The following is a 15,393-nucleotide window of genomic DNA, read 5'->3' as shown; positions in this document are numbered from 1 at the left end:
CAAAGTTACTTAGCTTTGAGAGATGAAAGAAGATTTTCTTTTGCAGCAATTAGCCCAGCGTGAGGCGCAGCATGCGTTCCGCCGGCTGAGGGTATCTGTTCCGGGATCAGTTGATTTCTGTTCTAATGATTATTTGGGCTTGTCTCGAAGCGTAGCAATGCAGGAAAGCGTCCATATGCTGCTCCAGGCAAGGCCCTATATGCATGGTAGTACCGGATCAAGGCTGTTGGCAGGTAATTATCCCTGGGTGGAAGAGGCTGAGGAAATGCTTGCAAACTTTCATCAGGCACAAGCCGGTTTGATATATAATTCCGGATATGATGCCAATCTGGGTCTGTTTTCAGCCGTTCCGCAAAAAGGAGACACTATTGTATATGATCAGCTGATACATGCGTCTATCCGTGATGGAATAAGGCTTTCAAAGGCACAGGCTTACTCATTTCTGCATAATGATCTCGAAGATCTGCAGAAAAAGCTGCAGCATAGTACAGGTAATATCTTTGTAGCAGTAGAATCTGTCTATTCTATGGATGGTGACTTTGCTCCATTACAGGCAATGGCTTTATTATGTGAAAGGTATGGCGCTCACCTGATTGTGGATGAAGCACATGCCACAGGCGTGGTCGGCGTTAAAGGAGAGGGGCTTGTTCAGCATCTGGGCTTACAGGACGCCTGTTTCGCAAGAGTGCACACTTTCGGAAAAGCTGTAGGCTGTCATGGAGCGGTTGTCTTAGGAAGTGGCGTTCTGCGTGATTTTCAAATTAACTTCTCCCGCTCGTTTATTTATACAACTGCTTTACCGCCCACAGCGGTAGCTGCGATTGTAGCAAGTTATGAGCTGTTTCCATACATGCGGGCCGCTAGGGAGCACCTATTATCCCTTATTGCCCGATTCAGAAGCGGAGTAGCCGGACTGTCCACATTGCATAGTGATACCCCCATACAGATTATTCTTACACCGGGAAACGAGAATACCCAGGAAATGGCAGCCGGCTTACAGGCCTCCGGAATGGACGTAAGAGCAATCCTTCATCCTACGGTCCCCAAAGGGAAAGAGCGTTTACGTATCGTACTGCACAGCTTCAACACAGTAGAAGAGGTGGACAGACTTATTCAGGCGTTGAGACGGTAGCGTAGCGTCTGCATTATATTTTATGTATATTAGCAGAACAAGCTAGCACGTATGAGATTTGTTCCCTTTACCGTTTCAGCGGTTATAACCATTGCACTAATTGTTTGCCTTGATCGTTCCTGGGGATCCCTTCCTCCACTCGGACGTTTGTTAAGTCCACAGGAAGGTTTCTGGCAGAACGCGACTTCCATCAGCAAAAATTACAACGAAGAGTTGCAGTTACCAGGGCTACAGGGTAAAGCGGAGGTCTGGTTGGACGACAGAATGGTTCCTCATATTTTTGCTGAGAATACCAACGACGCCTATTATGTGGAGGGTTATATGCATGCGCGTGACAGGCTATGGCAGATGGAGTTGCAGTCTTTTGCTGCAGCCGGCCGTCTATCAGAGATTCTGGGGGCAAGAATGATTAGTTATGATCGTCATCAGCGACGTACAGGGATGCTTTATGGTGCTGAGCAGGCATTGAAGGCTATGGAGGCAGATGCTGTTGCTGCGCCGGCAATAAGAGCCTATGCAGAGGGGGTCAATGCTTATATCAACACACTCACAGATGCCACGCTTCCATTGGAGTATAAGCTACTTAACTATAAACCTGAGAAATGGACGACGCTCAATTCGGCTTTGCTTTTGAAGATGATGGCGGCAGATCTTGCAGGAGGGGCAAATGACCTGGTTTATACAAATGCACGCCGTCTGTTCAGCAAGGCAGACTTCGATAACCTGTATCCCGACTTCGGAGACAGTATTGATCCGATTATACCACATGGTACAGTTTACCCAGCAGCTACGGCCAAGGTTAGACCGCCGGCAGACAGTATTCTGAATGCGGCAGGTATATCCTTGCACTTTAAAGAGGAAAGGCCTGATCCTGATAATGGTAGTAATAACTGGGCGGTAGCAGGTTCTAAGACACGCGCCGGTGCGCCTATCTTATGTAATGACCCCCACCTGGGACTAAGTTTGCCATCGCTATGGTATGAAACGCAGATTCATACTCCTGAGATGAATGTATATGGCGCTACATTACCAGGTGCGCCTGGGGTTATAATAGGCTTTAATGATCATATTGCTTGGGGTGTTACCAATGGTTCAGAGGACGTAAAGGATTACTACCAGATGCAGTTCCGTAATGGTAAACAGCAGTATCTCTTCAACGGAAGCTATCGTGATGCCGACTTACGTATCGAAAAGATAAATGTAAAAGGTGGCAGTCCATACTATGATACCGTCGCATATACTGTATGGGGGCCAGTCGTATATGACAATGTCTTCCCAGATACAGCAACTAATAACCAGTTCGTGGCAATGCGCTGGAAGGCGCTAGACCCTTCTGTAGAGATCAGAACTTTCCTGGAATTGAATAAAGCGCGTAACTATAATGATTATCTGGCAGCATTAAAACATTATACCTGTCCTGCGCAGAACTTCGCGTTTGCTGCTAAATCCGGCGAGATTGCCCTGTGGCACAATGGTCAGTTCCCTTTGCGCTGGAAAGATCAAGGTAAGTGGATTATGCCAGGTAGCGACAGCAGCTTTGCATGGCAGGGCTACATACCACAGCAGGAGAATCCTCATATGTACAATCCCGCAAGGGGGTTTGTAAGTTCTGCAAATCAGCATCCAACTGACAGTTCTTATCCATATTATTACCTGGCCGACTTCGATCTGTTCCGCGGAAAACGTATCAATGAAGTGCTGGCAGCAGATAGTCAAATCACCATACAGGATATGATGGATCTACAGAATGATAACCTGAATCCATTTGCCAGAGCAGCATTACCACTAATACGTAAACACTTGCCGGTATCATTGTTATCGGCTGACCAGAAGAACTACTGGGAAATGCTTAATAAGTGGGATCTGCAAAGTAGTCCGGATAGCAAAGGCGCAACTATCTTTAACATTTTCTGGGACCAGCTGCAGTCATCTATCTGGAATGACGAGATGGTCGTAGATAAGACACCTATGCAGCAACCTTGGGAAAAAACAACACTTCTCTGGCTGATTCGCGATTCATCCATGAAATTCATTGATAATGTCCATACTCCGGAAAAGGAAACGCTTTCCCAAATAATATTGCAGGCGTTCACTACTACAGCTGACAGTGCGAAAGCCCTCGATGCAGCTAACAAGCTGGAGTTCGGTCTTTTCCGTGGAACAAATATCCGTCACCTTACACGGTCCATTGCTCCATTCAATGCCATGAATTTGCGGACAGGCGGTGGTCGCCATATCGTAAATGCCACTAAACAATTACATGGGCCCTCCTGGAAGATGGTCGTACAGATGAGTGCAAAAACAGAGGCTTATGGCATTTATCCTGGCGGCCAAAGCGGTAATCCGGGTAGTCCTTATTATGATAATGCTGTGCAGGATTGGGTACAGGGGAAGTATTACTTGCTGCATGTTTTTAGCCGTGAGGAAGAGGCGGATCCGGCGATTAAGTTCAAGATCCATTTCAGCAAAGGATAGAATAGTTAAAAAATATTTGGAAGAGAATATATAATTCCTATCTTTGCACTCCCAATCACAGAAAGGGTGATTGATTCCGTAGCTCAGTTGGTAGAGCAATACACTTTTAATGTATGGGTCCTGGGTTCGAGTCCCAGCGGGATCACAGGCAGGTAAAGGCTTCAAGTTGTAAACTTGGAGCTTTTTTCTTATATAGAATCGTTGGTATTTCAACCGTTCTAGGATTCTAATATATCTTCTCATCGGATTGTTTCCCAATAAGTAATTTACCGATATTAAAAATCTCTGCATACCTGGATGACAAACCAAATACGAGAATACTTTCTTCATCTACGACGGTACTAATTTCAAAAAGCATTTTTTTATTATCTAAATTCACGTCTTCTTTACTACTTCTATATGCTTCGAATTTCTTAAAATCTTTCAGATAAAATGCTGGAACTTTAGCGATGACAATTGTTTTATCGACTTTCACTCCGTTATAGTAAATATCGCCATGCAGATTCGGTGAAACCGCCAGGTTTGATACAGTATCAACACGACGGCCAACAAAAATTTCAAATTCGTCGGGTATAACGTCTTCCCATGCACCAGTTATTTCCCCCCTAAGGAAGAATATTCTTCCATCCTTATCTAAAGTTATTTTAGCAGGTACTATCTTCAAACCTCTTTCTTCGGTCTCAGTAGAGGTGTGGATTACCGAGTCTTTTTTAATATCGACTAGCTCAGTACTGATTTCAGTTTTAGTGTAATCTCTAAAGCATGGTATATTTCCTGACATGCTAGGCAACCAGCCGTAATCAAATCTGTTCTCGTCAACTTTCAGTTCAAATAATTTATCCTGTTCCACTACTTCAATACGCGTTTGCGCTATGGACAGTATGGTAAAGAAACAGATAGTAAAAGTGAAAAATAGTTTTCGCATACTTTTATTTATGACAACTAATAAATAGATATTGTGTTTCAAAGTTAAATAGATACCATTAATTACTTGATAATAACGCCATTTCAGGTTCAATTTTCTATTGCTTTTTTGTGTGTCGTTATATAATAGTAACTTATACCCAACACCAACCTCGAACTTTTACTATTTTATTTAAACCAAATTTAGGTTAAACTCCTTCCAATTAGTTAATTCATGCACAATCTGGTTCGAGTTTCCCATACCTGGGGTCACGAGAAATTAGGCGCTTCAAGTTGAAAGACTTGGAGCGTTTTTGTATTTAAGCATTTGACACAACGATTTAATTATCAATTTTTAAGCAGGTTTGGGTCTCAGCTGGTTTTCGTTTAACGGAGGCTTGAAATTATACTGACAAATTTATAGATACATTAATGTTTAGATAGCTGGTGGATCATAAATTTTAGAGATGAAATTGGAAATTTAGGGCATTAGTTGACAAAATGGTACATCTTTACCGCGCTAGCAGCCACATAAAGTGAATTTTAACCTTTTTTTCTATCTAGGCTTTCATTTGCAAATAGGCAGAGACGAAAAGGCGTTAACCAATATTTCTAAAATAGAAACTTACTTGATGATTTGCATCAATTTCCAATGTCAACCGCATATTATTCGTTCCTCCGTTAACCGAAGCACGAAGCTCTTGCAGTAGCTCGATACCTCCACTTTGGAAGTCCGCTTCATAGATCGGCAAGATTAATTCTTTTTGCTCTGGATCACTAACCTCTATTTGAAAATTAAAATGTTGTTTTAAAGGTATTGTTGTATTTGGGTTAATTAAGTTGCAGAACTGTGTATTAAGCGCCGGAGTTGAGGCCATGCTAATCACTAAACGAATGGTATCTTTATCCCGAAAACCTTTGTTTATGGCCTTGATCATAAATATTGAGTTGTGTACACTTAGCAAAAGTTCATTTTTGACAATTCCCTGAAGTACTCCCGCTTGACTACCATTACCTAAGCATACTGCGTTTTCCATGAACTGATCAATTACTGGTATATCCGGATACATATTATTGATCAATTCGCGTACGGTAAAAATTTTTGCACCCTGACCTGTCAACATTACGGCATTGATGTTATAATCATTTTGTGTAGGTATTTCGTTTGCGGTTGCCATACGCATGACGTCTAGTAAATAAACTGAAACTCGCTCATTTAATGCTGAGGTACATTCTCTGAACTCGTTTCTGCTAATTTCGACTGTAAAATCGGTCAGATTGCCATCATTTAAATCATAGTCTTTGATCAAGAAGCTTACATGTTGCATGTCGCTAAGAGCCTTCTTTACACGCTCAGCCTCAAACAGTAGGGCTTCAAAATTCTGGTTAGCAAGTATGGGATATCGTTCTTTCATTTTTCGTTCAGCCAGAGCTAATACAGCCAGGTCATAATCTATCCCCCCCAGCCTGTTATTACCAAGTACTGCTTTAGTTTGATAAACACCATCTTCAAAGTCCTGTACTGATAAGTCGAGTGTTCCTCCGCCAAGGTCCACGACTAGGAATCTAACGTAGCTGGATAATGCTGCTTGTTGTGTAAACGCCTTTGGGTACAAATAGCAAGGAGCAGTTCCCTCATCAAGCATTCTGCAAACATTCAAACCGGCTTGTGTGAAGACCTCCGTTAACATTTTGGCTTGCCGCAAATTGAAATTTGTAGGTTTGGCAACGACCGCGTTTTTAAATGCACAACCAAAATACTCTTCAGCACTTGTTTTCAGTGAACAAATAATAAGTGTGGCCAGTTGAGCTGCACTATAGCGTTTACCGAAGATGTCGAAATGCGTCTCTGAAATCAAATAACGTTTAATATTCGAAAAACTTAATATTCCTTCATTGGTGACTTGTGCGAGTTGCGGGTTGCCTACAACATAACTTCCATTTTGAAAAAAACTGATACAAGAATGAAGCAATATTTTGCCACCAGCAGTTGGAACTAATTCCACATTTCCCTTTTGACCAATTACACCGCAGAGCGAATAACTTGTACCAAAGTCTACAGATAATATTGGATCGGTTGGCAAATTAAAGGTATAATTGCGGAGAACTGGTATCTCACGGATCTCATTGTCGGCTATAACGAAAGCGTATAGATGTTTTGTTTAGCAAGTAGCTGTTTAATCTGAGCCATTTGGTCGCCCGGACTCAGCCAATGATCATAGGCCTGCCGTACATCTGCATTATTAAGGAGTAATTTGCACAGTTCATCATAGGCAACAATATAGATTCTGGGAATAGTGTTTTTATAGTGCTCAGCCAGCGCCTGCATTTTATCCCGGCCGCCACGCTGGTAACCAGCCGTTAGTACCGCATTAGTGACAAAAATATATTGGTCTGGTACCGGATAATTACCCGATTTGAATTTTCGCATTTCGTTCTTGAATTGCCGGCTGATCCAATCATACTGTTCATGATTATGCACATCTCTCGATCGGAATTTGGCCTGTACAATCCAAAGACCGTCATGAAATTCGTACGGCGAAGCAAAAGCTGCACGTCCCCGAAAACTTAGTTCGCGCCCGCCATCCGCTCCAAGGCCGTATATTAATGAACTATTCCCAAGTACTCTTTGAAATAGCGCTTGCACTAGTTCTTCGAAATCCAAAGGATTAAACCCATAGAAATCATAAGCCATGGAAATCCATTATTAATTGTTTAAAATCGCTTATCAACGTTGATACTAGCTTGTTCATTGTGTTTGGGGCTTTATCTAATATACAGGATTATTAGAATTTAGTGAAATAAGATACTGGTGATAGTAAATTATAACCAAGTGTCAATTAAGGAGAGATATTCGTGGAACGTCAGATAGCAAGGGACATCAGGGATGAATACTTCTTTCCTAATGAAGGAATAGCCCATCGATAGTAGTCCGGGAAAGTCGAGTAAGATAACTCCGCCAGTATATGAAATATTATTCAACCATATAATTATCTGATTATTAAATATTAAATATGCCAGATTAATCAAGATGCTGTAATCGAAGTCTTGATAGTTGGCTCAACATACATGAAACTAGGGCATACACCTCGAACTTTCATTATATTATTTTGACTCGTTGGCGTCATATCTTACTTAGGAACTTAGTTGTAATGTGATGGACAAGATCTCAAGGCTCAATACCTTCGGGCGAAGATCCTGCATTCCGCCCTGCTTCATATCCCGATGTACTTATCCAAGTCTTTCCATTCGGTGTATGCTGCTAATAAAGTTGATTTCAGAAGTGCCGCCAGTTTCATAGCGGCGGATAAATTCTATCACTTCTTCGGAAGCATTTGTTAGAAACACAATTACAATGTCTTCCGGAAAGTTTCAGGTGACATCCCTGTCTGATTTTTAAAAAGTTTACAGAAGTAAGAGTTATCGCTGAAATTTAATTTGTAAGCAATTTCGGTTACTGTCAGCTCTAGGTTGATTAGCATACGTTTGGCTTCCAAAACAATTCTGTTTCGTATCAGGTTCCCTGCAGATATGCCTAATAGTTCTTTGCAGATAATATTCAAATAATTCGGCGTAACACATAAAAGTTCAGCATAGTCTTTAGGTAACCTGAGTCGAAGGAAATGCTCATCTATCAATTGCTCAAAATTTCTGAGGACGATTTGATTGTGGTTCTCCATACCTCTTAACTCTTCTGATTCTCCTTTGATGTCTGCAATTAAAAAGAATAATTCTAATAGTATAATTCTGAGTTTATCTAATTGGAATTTGCCTGTACTTTCTACTTCGATTAGTGCCTTGTTTAATAATTCGATCACAGATGATTGATCCTTTTCGTGAATATCTACCACGGAATGTTGAACCTTGCCGTTTAAAAATTCAAATTTTTTTAAGTATTGGTTGTTTAGGAGAAAAGATTTAAAGAAGTCAGCTGAAAAATTGATTACATATCCATCAATATCACCTTCAAAGTTCCATCCGTGAACCTGGCCAGGAGCCATGAAATAGCCATGATAGGGTTTAATCTGAAACTTCTCAAAATCTATGGTATGGCTGCCGCCGCCCTGCGTAAAGATTATTAGATGATAAAAATCGTGACGATGGGGAAAATGAAGTTTCCTCATGGATCTCAGATAAGGCGCAAGTGGTTTTATAATAATTTCGTCTTGCTGTGCGTAAGAAAACTTGCAAATATCATAGACTGGAAATTCCTTTTTCATTCTAGTCGCTGTCATTTTATTTGATGATAAGATAATTAAGGATTTTCATTGAAAAGGGCGGTACCTGACCCGCCCTTGATACTTGCGGCTGTTGTTATAACCTACGGTCTGTTTCGTCAATTTTTACATCGTTTATGCTGGCATATCTTTTCTGCATAAGGCCATTTTCATCAAATTCCCAATTTTCGTTTCCGTATGCCCGAAACCATTGACCTTCGTTGTTGTGGTACTCGTATTCAAAACGTACCGCGATCCTGTTGTCTGTAAACGCCCAAAGTTCCTTCTTTAATTTGTACTGGTGTTCGTTCTCCCACTTGGTAGTTAAGAATTTTACAATCGCTTCGCGGCCATTTAAAAAGGTAGACCGGTTACGCCATTCGCTGTTTACAGTGTAGGCTTTTGATACTTTCTCAGGATCTTGGGTATTCCAAGCATCTTCTGCGAGTTGAACTTTTTGTATTGCCGTCTCATAAGTGAAAGGCGGCAATGGAAATTTTTGTTCCATGATGGCTATCGATTTAGATTGTTAATTATTTACCAAAGGTAGTGCTTCACCATTTCGCCCTATGGTGTTTTTTATCGCCTCTGCGGTACAATTCAGATATTCTAATGTGATACCGTGGAAATACAGTTCAATTACCTGCCAGATGCAAACAAAATTGGAGAGAGGTTAGACCATCGTTGAAGAACTACAATAATACTGAACAAAGGGCAAGACAGCAGCGGAATGCCGCTAGTCCCGACCTTGTAACGACCACAGGAGAAGACGCTAAGTTTTGGTACGGCTATAATACTGTTGATCAACAAGAAATTCAGCAGTGGCTCAATGAGCAGTATATATTCATATGAACATTGACAGACTAAAAGGCAAAGATGCTATGCGGGCGGTATTTATCGGAGCAAATCCCTAGCAACCTTCATCTGCACATCTATATTCATGGTCACATCTTTCCAGCTTGGGATGACCGGATAATTTGGAATAACGCCCCTTCCCCTCAGTTTTTCCCTGACCGCCATTTGGTATTCGATAAGGCCGAAAGAGATTTTAATACCCGTGTTGGGGAGAGTCAGATCGGAAAGTACGCCGGAGGTATTGCCAATGTAAGCGCCACCAGTTTCCTGACCAACAAACAGTCCACGCTTTTCAGAGGCCGCCATGGCGCAAAATTCAGCCGCCGTAGAAAATGTCAAACCATTAATCAGAAATACGACCGTAGCTGTATATGGATAGCGCGTTGGCTGCTGCATTACCAAATTGGAATGTGCTGCTGGTTGAAGTATAAAGCCATCAGTTACCCTGGTTAATAATGATGGACGGAGGTTATTGAAGGAAGAAGCCTCTTTCAACAGCTTCTGATAAGGCAATTGGTCCGTTACTGTCGATAGTTTCTTATAATATTGAAAAGGCCGGGTTGCAAGGTAGCGGTATAACAATGCCCCATACAAATCTGTCCCGCCACCATTGTCACGAAGGTCAATGATCAGCTTACCGATCTGAAGATGATCAATCTGCTCGAAAGCTGATTTGATAAAAGCCTCAAAGTCTAAGCCATCAGCAGACAATATTAATCGATCGAAACTTTTGATGCGCAGTATTGCAACTCCATCATTAACGGTCAATTGTAGAGCCTTGCCGGAATCGTCATGTTCGAGCGCAGCAGGGACCTGTGCTTCCGGGACAGCCGAGACCTCGATAGTGGTAGTACCATCAGGCGCTTTGAGCTTCACCTGGAACTTTGAATATTCTCCAAACGCCAAAAAGTAATAAATATGGAATACATTGTTCAGGATTTCTATCTTCTTCGTCGTTATGTTCCCATCACCGGGAATATATTGGAAAAGTGTTTTCTTTATGTTTGACAAAGATTTGCCATTAATGGAAATTACTTCAGACCCGACAGGATACTTGTCAGAAAGAGCATTTACTATGTACGCCTTGTCCCCTGCAAAGTAAAGTCTGAGGGGGAAAAAGGTAGCCTCCGATTTTATATGGCGAACAATGGAAGCAGACGGACCAGCATATAAGTGGCCGTCTTTTAGTTCACTAACAATATATTTCAGGGCTCTAAAAAATTGCAAATCCGTAGTGGAGTCGCTGATACTACTTTTGATGGATGCAAACAGCCGGTCGATCTGATGCCGGGTATGATAACGGTATAGCGATGGATACCGGAGAGTCAAGGTATCTCTTAAGGTGTTTAGATCATCTTCCAACCGAACTTTATGGGAAACAGTTGCTTGCCCCTGGCAGAACATAGTACTTATGCCGAAGCATACAATTAAGCAACATCTCTTGATGAGCAGCGATAAAAGAGGTTTATGAATAGGGTTCATCTGACAAAATTAGAAGTTTCTGCCACAACATTGATTGATACAAACCTATAAGGTGCAAATAAAGACATGGAGTAAGCCTTGCCTTTTTAAGTAATTGACTTCCTGCATGATCTGGTTGGAGTTTCCGATGCCTGCGAGCTCAAAAAAGCCCGGCTTCAATAGAGCCGGGCTTTTTCTATAAGAAATATCATTAATCAACTAGGTTACTCCTGCATTCCCTTAGTACAAAAGCTATTTCCGTGCATTTATCTCAAGATCAGCAAAGTCTCCGCCTGAGTTATTTCCTGTCATCAGACCAATTTTACCGTTGCGCTGTTTACTTAATTGTTTTATGACCAATGACGGCGTTGCAGCTTTATCTACATAGACTTTAATATGCGGATAGTCTATCTCCACACTCATCAGAAACCAGCCGTTGGGGTCTGGTACAGGTTGAACGTCATGCTCATATTTCCCGGGGAAGTCTTTTCTTAACACATCCCACTCATATCCCGGATAGGATACATATTGAACTGAATGACTTCTGCGGATGCTATCCGTGGACCGGAAGTTAAATGGCCGAAAATAAATAGCGTCAAATGTACTATCGTTTGCCGCATGGAACGCAATACCGATAAAGCTACGTTGAAGTACATCTTTACCTTTTAGCCGCATTTTGATGGTGCCATTGCCAAACTGGCTATCGTTGAGCCATACGAATCCTGAGCCTGGCTTTTCATCCAGATGTATCCCTTGATAGCCTGCGTCTTCCGGTAACGGACTCGCAGTTCTGTTGACAGTGGTAACTTTATTTTCCTGCAGCATCTTTTTGAGGCTAATCTTACCAGTTGTCTTTTGCTGGGCATTTACCTGTAACAGTGCGAATATACAAGGCAGCAGTAAGGACAGAAGCTTTTTGCTTACAGCTTTCATATTACTTAATTATTGGTGAATGATTTTATTTCTGGTTCATAAATGGAAGAATGACTGTCGTCAGATAGTCTGGAGCACGTATCACTTTGACATGTCCTGCGCCGGGGACGATGGCAAGACTTGAGCCTGGAATGGCGTTATATGTTGCGACAAAGGCTGCCGGAGTAAAGTATTCGTCTCTGTCTCCGCCCACCGTCAGTACCGGACATTTAATATTTTTAGCTTGCGCCTCTGTGACGTATACATCCTGAAACCAGAGCTTCTTTAGTTGTTCTATTAGTTCTCCATATCTTTCCGGTTGGGGCATAATTGCTTTTCTTGCAGCGACAACTTTAGGTAACTGTTCCGTGGCAATTTTGTCATTCATTTCCCTTAGTTCCTTTAGTGACGACGGTTTGTAGGCTTTCGCATTCAGTGCTCCTGCTAATGCCACCACTTTTTTAGCGGCGGTAGGATAATGGGCAGCGATGTAATAACTTAAAACCGCACCTCCGCTAAAGCCCATGATGATCGCACTGTCAGTGGTTTCTTTACGTAGAATTGCCAGTGCATCTTCTGCCAGTAATTGATAGGTGAGCGGACGGTCTCCAAGTTCCGACCTACCATGTCCGCGGGTGCCGACGGCAATTACCTTGTACTGCTTGCTAAGTAGGGGAATGTAAGCGGAAAATTCTGTTATATAACCATACAGGTCACCATGAAGTAACAATAGTGGTTGTCCTTCACCATACGTCTCGTAATACAGCTTAGCGCCGTCATGTACAAGATACTTACCAGCAGCCTGATTATTTCCGTAAACTATTTCCTGAGCTTTTGTCTGCCCCATTGATAAAAGTAGCACTAACAGCAGCAATTGTTTTTTCATGTAAGCCTATTTTTGCTTTATAAATTGATCTTTAACGGTATATTGACAACTGTCTATGTGTTACAATAGCTGCCCGCTTATTTGTGGTCAGATACTGTTTCCTACACGTTTTTGCTCATCTTCCAAACCTGCTTTGCGTTGCCGTGCGGATTTCAGCGATTTATTACCAAAGTTATATATGAATGTCAATCTTACGTTACGAGTATCCTGGTAATTATTTACTCGCATATGCGTATTTAAATAGTCAACGCTTCTTCTGAATCGGATGCTGTGAAAGATATCGTTAAAGGCCAGGTTCAGCGAAGCTGACTTCTTCCAGAAAGAACGTTGCAGACCAGCATTTACCTGCCATACTTCGTCAAAATAGGTAACGCCGGCAATACGCGGTGACACATAAGATGCGGTTAATTCACCAGACAGATTCCAGGGTAGAGAAAAGCTGTTATTCATTTTAAGGGAAGCGGTGAGCTTTTCAAACTTAAATGGAACACCTTCCTGGTAATTATACTGATTATAGAATATATCAGCAGATTGTCGCATATTCCACCATTTAGTAATGGTCACAGGAAATCCTATGCTGAGATTTATATTATTGAGCGTTCCGAAATTGTCCGTTTGTACGGTAAGTTTATTAGTCACAGGATCCTGTGTACGTATTGTTACGATCACATCTGAAGTCCTGTTATATCCCAGACTTACATTTACACGATTTCTATGCGTATAGCTTGCTTGTATGGAATTTGTGTACTGCGGCAGCAGGAATGAGTTGCCCGCAAAGTCTGAGAAGGGGTCCAGTACATACACAAACGGGTTTAGATCCTGGTAGTTTGGTCTATCGATCCGGCGGTTGTAAGACAAACCGATGGTGTTACTTTTGTTTATTTGCCAGGATACACTGGCAGAGGGAAATAAGTCAGTATACTTCCGCTCAAATCTATTCTTATCCGTAAGGGATTGTCCTGTAGATTGTGTATGCTCCACGCGCACGCCTGCTTTTAATGACCAGCGGCCAATTGTATGATTGAGACTAGCATAGCCGGCATGAATATTTTCTTCGTACAGGAAATGATTGGTACGTCCCGAGTCAATCTTCCAGGTACCCTGCTCCAGTTCACGAAAAACTACATCGTTATCAGAGTTTACAAAGCTGCTTTTCCAGCCAACTTCGGCTATAGTGTTCTTCGTAAAGGAGTGCAGGTAGTCAGCTTTCACTGATTTAATATTGACAATAGAGGGATAGTTATTGGTCTGCAATAATTTGCTGTCGGTGAAGTCCGTTGTCATATCATCCGAAGGCTTAATGCTATTGCGGGAGTAGTCCGCATCAATAGATAATTCACGCAAACCACCAGGATCTCCCGCTTTGCTGATCGTATATTTATAATTTGCATTAGCTGCGAATCTATTGGAGCGCCTGGTAGAAAGATTGACAAACGAAGTATTATCCAGCACCTGGTTGCCAAGGTACTGATAATTGTCATTTCTCAATTGGTTATCATTATTACTGAAGCTGCCATTTACCATTATACCTAGGACTTGTTTGTCAGACAAGCTGTAGTCAGCACCTGCTTTTACAGTATGGGTAAGATCCTGGCTTGGCCAGTACCCGAGCGTATGTAAAGTAGTATTGCCATTAGCAGTGTAGAACAGTCTCTCTACATCCATTTGTACAAAATTCTCTCTATAGTCAATATTATAGTTGCTAAACAGGTTGATTTTATTACTTCTGAAATTCAGCGATGCACCTCCGTTCAGTTTTGGCAATACTCCATATCCAACGCCGGCCGTAACACTACCATTCAGCCCGTGTAGCTGGGTGTTCTTTTTCAGCCGTATATTGATGATGCCCGCGTTACCTGCTGCATCATATCTTGACGAAGGATTAGTGATCAGCTCTATGCTTTGAATGCTATTAGAGGGCATGCTGCTTAAGAGGCCAAGTGCTTCCTGAGGAGACAGATAAGTAGGTTTATTATCGATCATGATAAGCACACCTTCACGTCCTCCCATGCTGATCCTTTTCTCCTGTACATCAATATTTACGCCTGGTGCCATGTCCAGTACATCGGTGGCACTGGCACCTTTTGATACAATACTATTTTCGACATTCAGGATGGTTTTGTCCGGGGTCTGCTGAATGAATGGCTTTTTGCTCACCACATCTACTCCCTTGAGCGATTTTACCTGCTCCTCCATGATGAGTGAAGGTGCTGTTGTATTGCTCCGTACATCAAATGGCATTGAAACAACGGTGCTATGTCCCATAGATGCAGCCGAAATATAATATCTGCCCGGCAGAATATTTTTGAACATGAAATAACCTGAAGAATCAGATACTTCACCCTTCACAAGGGTAGAGTCGCTTGTACGAAACAGACCAATACTGGCTAAAAATACTCCCTTGCCGGTAGTAGTGGTAACCCGTCCGCTAACTTCATACTTAACGGTCTGGCTAACTGCAGGACGGTTATATAGACAAAGAAATAGCGATAATAGAATAGATAATTGATGACAGCATTTAATCGGGCATGATGGGATGTTCATTTTATCTA

Annotated in this window: 11 protein-coding genes and 1 tRNA gene; 3 read left to right on the top strand and 9 right to left on the bottom strand. The window is 41.9% G+C overall.

Translation table 11 applies throughout. From position 1 onward, the window contains the following. Nucleotides 1-22 precede the first annotated feature (22 nt). From K1Y79_RS01900 to K1Y79_RS01890, 3 genes are all read left to right on the top strand, one after another. The gene (locus K1Y79_RS01900; RefSeq protein ID WP_220248307.1) at nucleotides 23-1,132 is read left to right on the top strand and encodes an aminotransferase class I/II-fold pyridoxal phosphate-dependent enzyme; all 1,110 of its coding nucleotides are present in this window, start codon (nucleotides 23-25) and stop codon (nucleotides 1,130-1,132) included. A 51-nt stretch (nucleotides 1,133-1,183) separates the two neighbouring features. After that, a complete protein-coding gene (locus tag K1Y79_RS01895) occupies nucleotides 1,184-3,607 on the top strand; it encodes a penicillin acylase family protein (protein WP_220248306.1) in 2,424 nt (807 codons plus the stop codon). A 72-nt stretch (nucleotides 3,608-3,679) separates the two neighbouring features. Then, nucleotides 3,680-3,752 (top strand) — tRNA-Lys (locus tag K1Y79_RS01890). Nucleotides 3,753-3,833: 81 nt separating this feature from the next. Here the strand turns inward: K1Y79_RS01890 and K1Y79_RS01885 are convergent. From K1Y79_RS01885 to K1Y79_RS01845, 9 genes are all read right to left on the bottom strand, one after another. After that, nucleotides 3,834-4,532 (bottom strand): hypothetical protein, encoded by a 699-nt coding sequence (locus tag K1Y79_RS01885; protein ID WP_220248305.1) that lies wholly within the window; start codon nucleotides 4,530-4,532, stop codon nucleotides 3,834-3,836. 577 nt (nucleotides 4,533-5,109) lie between these two features. Continuing rightward, nucleotides 5,110-6,594: an Hsp70 family protein gene (locus tag K1Y79_RS01880; protein WP_220248304.1), complete on the bottom strand. Its 1,485-nt coding sequence runs from the start codon at nucleotides 6,592-6,594 to the stop codon at nucleotides 5,110-5,112. Between the two features lie 50 nt (nucleotides 6,595-6,644). Beyond that, nucleotides 6,645-7,205, bottom strand: coding sequence for a hypothetical protein (locus K1Y79_RS01875; RefSeq protein ID WP_220248303.1), 561 nt, complete (start codon nucleotides 7,203-7,205; stop codon nucleotides 6,645-6,647). A 655-nt stretch (nucleotides 7,206-7,860) separates the two neighbouring features. Further along, complete coding sequence (locus K1Y79_RS01870; protein WP_220248302.1) at nucleotides 7,861-8,730, bottom strand: helix-turn-helix domain-containing protein; 870 nt, start codon at nucleotides 8,728-8,730, stop codon at nucleotides 7,861-7,863. A gap of 94 nt (nucleotides 8,731-8,824) precedes the next feature. Continuing rightward, the gene (locus tag K1Y79_RS01865; RefSeq protein ID WP_220248301.1) at nucleotides 8,825-9,235 is read right to left on the bottom strand and encodes a nuclear transport factor 2 family protein; all 411 of its coding nucleotides are present in this window, start codon (nucleotides 9,233-9,235) and stop codon (nucleotides 8,825-8,827) included. Between the two features lie 386 nt (nucleotides 9,236-9,621). Then, nucleotides 9,622-11,064 carry a S41 family peptidase gene (locus K1Y79_RS01860; protein WP_220248300.1) on the bottom strand — a complete coding sequence of 481 codons (1,443 nt, stop codon included), beginning with the start codon at nucleotides 11,062-11,064 and terminating at the stop codon, nucleotides 9,622-9,624. Nucleotides 11,065-11,295: 231 nt separating this feature from the next. Continuing rightward, complete coding sequence (locus K1Y79_RS01855; protein ID WP_220248299.1) at nucleotides 11,296-11,976, bottom strand: hypothetical protein; 681 nt, start codon at nucleotides 11,974-11,976, stop codon at nucleotides 11,296-11,298. A gap of 25 nt (nucleotides 11,977-12,001) precedes the next feature. After that, nucleotides 12,002-12,841 carry an alpha/beta fold hydrolase gene (locus tag K1Y79_RS01850; protein WP_220248298.1) on the bottom strand — a complete coding sequence of 280 codons (840 nt, stop codon included), beginning with the start codon at nucleotides 12,839-12,841 and terminating at the stop codon, nucleotides 12,002-12,004. Nucleotides 12,842-12,928: 87 nt separating this feature from the next. After that, nucleotides 12,929-15,385 (bottom strand): TonB-dependent receptor domain-containing protein, encoded by a 2,457-nt coding sequence (locus K1Y79_RS01845; protein WP_220248297.1) that lies wholly within the window; start codon nucleotides 15,383-15,385, stop codon nucleotides 12,929-12,931. Between the last annotated feature and the right edge of the window lie 8 nt (nucleotides 15,386-15,393).

This window comes from Chitinophaga rhizophila, from assembly GCF_019492185.1.
Classification (GTDB): domain Bacteria; phylum Bacteroidota; class Bacteroidia; order Chitinophagales; family Chitinophagaceae; genus Chitinophaga; species Chitinophaga rhizophila.
This window is presented reverse-complemented; position numbering and strand designations above follow the sequence as displayed.

Coding starts and splice junctions, on each gene's coding strand:
- K1Y79_RS01900 (WP_220248307.1), top strand. CDS start 23: ATGAAAGAAGATTTTCTTTTGCAGCAATTAGCCCAGCGTGAGGCGCAG.
- K1Y79_RS01895 (WP_220248306.1), top strand. CDS start 1,184: ATGAGATTTGTTCCCTTTACCGTTTCAGCGGTTATAACCATTGCACTA.
- K1Y79_RS01885 (WP_220248305.1), bottom strand. CDS start 4,532: ATGCGAAAACTATTTTTCACTTTTACTATCTGTTTCTTTACCATACTG.
- K1Y79_RS01875 (WP_220248303.1), bottom strand. CDS start 7,205: ATGGCTTATGATTTCTATGGGTTTAATCCTTTGGATTTCGAAGAACTA.
- K1Y79_RS01870 (WP_220248302.1), bottom strand. CDS start 8,730: ATGAAAAAGGAATTTCCAGTCTATGATATTTGCAAGTTTTCTTACGCA.
- K1Y79_RS01865 (WP_220248301.1), bottom strand. CDS start 9,235: ATGGAACAAAAATTTCCATTGCCGCCTTTCACTTATGAGACGGCAATA.
- K1Y79_RS01860 (WP_220248300.1), bottom strand. CDS start 11,064: ATGAACCCTATTCATAAACCTCTTTTATCGCTGCTCATCAAGAGATGT.
- K1Y79_RS01855 (WP_220248299.1), bottom strand. CDS start 11,976: ATGAAAGCTGTAAGCAAAAAGCTTCTGTCCTTACTGCTGCCTTGTATA.
- K1Y79_RS01850 (WP_220248298.1), bottom strand. CDS start 12,841: ATGAAAAAACAATTGCTGCTGTTAGTGCTACTTTTATCAATGGGGCAG.
- K1Y79_RS01845 (WP_220248297.1), bottom strand. CDS start 15,385: ATGAACATCCCATCATGCCCGATTAAATGCTGTCATCAATTATCTATT.